This window comes from Solibacillus palustris (assembly GCF_022549215.1).
In the GTDB taxonomy this organism is placed as follows: Bacteria; Bacillota; Bacilli; order Bacillales_A; family Planococcaceae; genus Solibacillus; species Solibacillus daqui.
Window position 1 is genome coordinate 1 of record NZ_JAKZFC010000033.1, and the last position, 648, is coordinate 648.

At 44.9% G+C, this 648-nt stretch carries 5 tRNA genes and 1 rRNA gene; all 6 read right to left on the bottom strand.

The window, feature by feature from the left end:
• Positions 1-28: 28 nt before the first annotated feature.
• The 6 genes from LZ480_RS19655 to rrf all read right to left on the bottom strand — a co-directional run bounded on the left by LZ480_RS19655 (position 29) and on the right by rrf (position 637).
• Positions 29-104, bottom strand: a tRNA-Lys gene (locus LZ480_RS19655).
• Positions 105-119: 15 nt separating this feature from the next.
• Positions 120-194: transfer RNA gene (locus tag LZ480_RS19660), tRNA-Gln, on the bottom strand.
• Between the two features lie 21 nt (positions 195-215).
• Positions 216-291, bottom strand: a tRNA-His gene (locus tag LZ480_RS19665).
• Between the two features lie 26 nt (positions 292-317).
• Positions 318-391 (bottom strand) — tRNA-Trp (locus LZ480_RS19670).
• An 11-nt stretch (positions 392-402) separates the two neighbouring features.
• Positions 403-486: transfer RNA gene (locus LZ480_RS19675), tRNA-Tyr, on the bottom strand.
• A gap of 35 nt (positions 487-521) precedes the next feature.
• Positions 522-637, bottom strand: a 5S ribosomal RNA gene (rrf, locus tag LZ480_RS19680).
• Positions 638-648 lie beyond the last annotated feature (11 nt).

Sequence of the window (648 nt, forward strand, 5' to 3'; positions counted from 1 at the left end):
CCTGACAGTATATAAAATTTATAAAAACTGGTGAGCCATGAAGGACTCGAACCTTCGACCCTCTGATTAAAAGTCAGATGCTCTACCGACTGAGCTAATGGCTCTTTATTAAAAGAGAATGGCTGGGGTACCTGGATTCGAACCAGGGCATGACGGAATCAAAATCCGTTGCCTTACCGCTTGGCTATACCCCAAAAATTTCAATATTATTTAAATGGGGCGACTGATGGGAATCGAACCCACGAATGCCTGAACCACAATCAGGTGCGTTAACCACTTCGCCACAACCGCCATTATAAATATTTTGTTTAATTAATTGGCAGGGGCAGTAGGAATCGAACCCACACTGACGGTTTTGGAGACCGTAGTTCTACCTTTAAACTATGCCCCTAAAAATAAAAATGGTGGAGGGGGACGGATTCGAACCGCCGAACCCTAAGGAGCGGATTTACAGTCCGCCGCGTTTAGCCACTTCGCTACCCCTCCGACATAAAATACTTATTGAAGCATTAAAAAAATAAGCGAAGCGACGTCCTACTCTCACAGGGGGAAACCCCCAACTACCATCGGCGCTAAAGAGCTTAACTTCTGTGTTCGGTATGGGAACAGGTGTGACCTCTTTGCCATCATCACTTCACTTATTAAATT